This window comes from Algibacter sp. (assembly GCF_049667265.1).
Lineage (GTDB): Bacteria > Bacteroidota > Bacteroidia > Flavobacteriales > Flavobacteriaceae > Algibacter_B.
Window position 1 is genome coordinate 1 of record NZ_JBATHX010000126.1, and the last position, 2933, is coordinate 2933.

4 protein-coding genes are annotated in these 2933 nt (G+C 30.8%); all 4 read right to left on the reverse strand.

All coding sequences use genetic code 11. From position 1 onward, the window contains the following. Nucleotides 1-230: 230 nt before the first annotated feature. The 4 genes from WBN21_RS04420 to WBN21_RS04435 all read right to left on the reverse strand — a co-directional run bounded on the left by WBN21_RS04420 (nt 231) and on the right by WBN21_RS04435 (nt 2716). Nucleotides 231-992 (reverse strand): YoaK family protein, encoded by a 762-nt coding sequence (locus WBN21_RS04420; RefSeq protein WP_424198080.1) that lies wholly within the window; start codon nt 990-992, stop codon nt 231-233. Nucleotides 993-1168: 176 nt separating this feature from the next. Further along, on the reverse strand, nt 1169-1468 hold the full coding sequence (locus WBN21_RS04425) for a type II toxin-antitoxin system RelE/ParE family toxin (RefSeq protein ID WP_424198081.1): 300 nt from the start codon (nt 1466-1468) through the stop codon (nt 1169-1171). Next, on the reverse strand, nt 1461-1712 hold the full coding sequence (locus WBN21_RS04430) for a type II toxin-antitoxin system ParD family antitoxin (protein WP_424198082.1): 252 nt from the start codon (nt 1710-1712) through the stop codon (nt 1461-1463). The genes WBN21_RS04425 and WBN21_RS04430 overlap by 8 nt, the downstream gene beginning before the upstream one ends. 209 nt (nt 1713-1921) lie before the next feature. Beyond that, entirely contained in the window at nt 1922-2716 is a 795-nt protein-coding gene (locus WBN21_RS04435) for a nucleoside deaminase (RefSeq protein ID WP_424198083.1), read from the reverse strand. Nucleotides 2717-2933 lie beyond the last annotated feature (217 nt).

Consider the following 2933-nt stretch of genomic DNA (forward strand, 5'->3'; position numbering starts at 1 on the left):
AAGAACAATTTCACCAATTGCGTATTTCAGATATTTTCCTGTTTTACCTTCTGAAAGTAAATTTTGTCTAATTTTTCTAAAGAATTTTATCATTAGTTTATTGGTTGGTCATAATGAATGCCAACGTGTTTGTGTATGGTTAGTTGCGTGGTAAGCAACTAAATTAGTAAACAAAAACGAACGCGAGAAAATTCCTTCGGAATTTTCCAAATAAGCAACGACCAAAGCAATTAATTATACACGGTGTTGTGTGCAGTTTTTTTTCTTTGTTTGTATTTTCTTTTAGTTCGGATTAATTTATATCTCAAATCGTCATAAAATAAGCTTATTAATAAAATTATAGCTCCAAAAATCAGAGTGTTCAATTTTAAGTCAAGTCTTGAGTAAAGAAATCCACCTATTATTCCTCCAAGAAAAAAGAAGCAAATTATATAAATTCGCAGTTTTATTGTCGATTTAATTTTTTCTCTATTCGGATGAGATTCAGGAAAGAAAAGTTGCGATAGTTCAATTCCTAAATCTGTGAACAGTCCTGTCAGATGTGTTGTTCTTACGATAGCATTTGAAATTTTTGTCACAAAAGAGTTTTGAAGACCCATTGCAAAAAGTAGCAGGCAAACAATTAAATCAGGATATTTTATTTCTACTGTATTACTTATGATTGCAATTGATAATAAAATCAAACATTCAATAATGGTTGGTAAAACAAAAACATTAAGTTTTCTATTTTCCTTGAATTTTTCGATTAGGAAACTTGATAAAAAAGAACCAAAGAGAAAGGAAAAAATATAAAGAAAATAAACTGTTCCTTTCCAAAATTCAAAATTTGCAACATCACTAATAAAAAGAGCAAAATGACCAGTTACATTGGTTGTTAATTGTTTAAAAGCTAAAAATCCTGTAACATTCACAATTCCAGCTACAAAAGACAAAATCGTAGCAATTCGCAGATTGTGTTTTAAAGTTCTGCTTTTGCCTTGATGTCTAAACATTTTATTTCCATTTAGTTTGGTTTTTCAAATTGCACACAACGTTGTTGTGTATGGTTAGTTGCGTGTTTGAGCAACTAATTTAGTAAACAAAAACGAACGCGAGAAAATTCCGAAAGAATTTTCCAAATAAGCACTTGCCAAAGCAATTAATTATTCGCGGTGTTGTGTGTAGTTTTTTATTCCGTTATTCTATTCTTTAGATCCATTCTCTCATGAAGTATTCTCGTGATTTCGACATAATCCTTATTAAGTGTTCTGTAGAATATTATATGTCTATTTGCTTTTATTCCGAGTAGGCTTTCTTTTACTCCTTCGTAATTTTTTCCTAAACCTGGATTGTCAGCAATTTCTTGACAATTTGTAATTAATGATTCGTAATATTTGTCGGCTTGCTTTTCTGACCAAACTTCGAATGTATAATTCCAAATTTTCGTTAAATCCTCTACGGCTTGATTCGTTAATTTATAATTAGCCATTTGAGCGCTTTATTGCTTTTAGAGATTCAAGGTGTACTTTAGGATCAAAATCGTGCGCGATTCCGCTGTCAATTCCGTCTTGAATTGCTTTTCTTAATGCAATCATTTTGCTTTCCTCTTCTTCCAAAAGTCTTAATCCAGCACGTATGACTTCGCTGACATTTTTAAATCGACCTTCTTTTATTCGACTTTGAACGAATTGGTCAAAATAATTTCCGAGTGATATAGATGTATTTTTGTTCATTTTGAGACTATTTATTCAAATATACCAAAAATTGGTATAATTAGCAAATTTCTCAAATTACACACAACGTTTATGTATAAGAATAGTTGCGGGTTTGTATGCGAGGATTTTCCGAAGGAAAATCAGACGTAGTAAAAGCGCATCGACTCTTGATTAAGTAATAAACTAAGCATTATTTTTATACGGTGTTGGCAATAGTTTTTTATTTGCTACTTAATGGAGGCACCAACTAAATTATAAAATACATGAGCACTATCAATATACTTTTGATTTTCTACATATTTAGCTTTTTTATAGTGTTGAAACATTTCTGATGCTTTCTTAAATAATTTTTCAGCTTCTGGTGTTATTAAAAAATCAACTAAATATTTTCCTTTGTACTTTGCATATGCTGAATCTATTTCCCCTGATATAGGGTCAGGTGATTTATCTGAAATTACTGGTCGTGGATATGGGGAATAACCACCTCCGCAACATGAACCTGATTCTAATTGGAGTCTTTCCAGTGCCTTTCCGTAGGCGGGATCTGTTTGACCATAAATGGTTCTATACACATTAGTCAATTTCATCATGCCAGAACACATGGCACATGGTTCTAATGTTGTATATATTGAAAAGCCTTTTAAAGAAAAGGATTGAACACTGTCTAAATAGGATTGTATCACTCGTACTTCTCCATGTTGGGTTCCATTCATTTTCATGTTTACTGAATTTCTCGCCCAATTAACAACATATTTAGAACTATCCACCAACACAGAACCAATGTTATATCCTCTACCTTCAAAAGCGTTATTTTGCCAATCTTTATGAACTATTGCATATGCCATTAAGGAATAAAAATAGTCAAGTTCTTGTTGTTCCAAGGAAACCGAATCAACAGAAGCTGAATCAAGAGTGCATTCACATTTTTCAATATTTAATTTAGATTTAGGCTGTTTTATTGCACATGAAAAAAAGCATATTGACAAAATAAAAAAGGTGGTTAAGAAACATGTTTTTTTCATTAGAAATTTATTTATTAAGCTTTTTAGATGATAATTAATTACCTAAATTATTGCCAACACATATATATGTGCAGTTAATGCTAAAATATAAAAATAAATCATATTGTAGTAACTTATTTACAGGCAACGTGTTATATAACTTTTATGGCAGCGCATTTTGTATATAAAAATTATGTATACTTCAATTTTGATATACAAAACACATGGTTTTGGAGCT

Excerpts from the sequence above, each read along its gene's own strand:
- WBN21_RS04420 (WP_424198080.1), bottom strand. The coding sequence starts at position 992 with ATGTTTAGACATCAAGGCAAAAGCAGAACTTTAAAACACAATCTGCGA.
- WBN21_RS04425 (WP_424198081.1), bottom strand. The coding sequence starts at position 1,468 with ATGGCTAATTATAAATTAACGAATCAAGCCGTAGAGGATTTAACGAAA.
- WBN21_RS04430 (WP_424198082.1), bottom strand. The coding sequence starts at position 1,712 with ATGAACAAAAATACATCTATATCACTCGGAAATTATTTTGACCAATTC.
- WBN21_RS04435 (WP_424198083.1), bottom strand. The coding sequence starts at position 2,716 with ATGAAAAAAACATGTTTCTTAACCACCTTTTTTATTTTGTCAATATGC.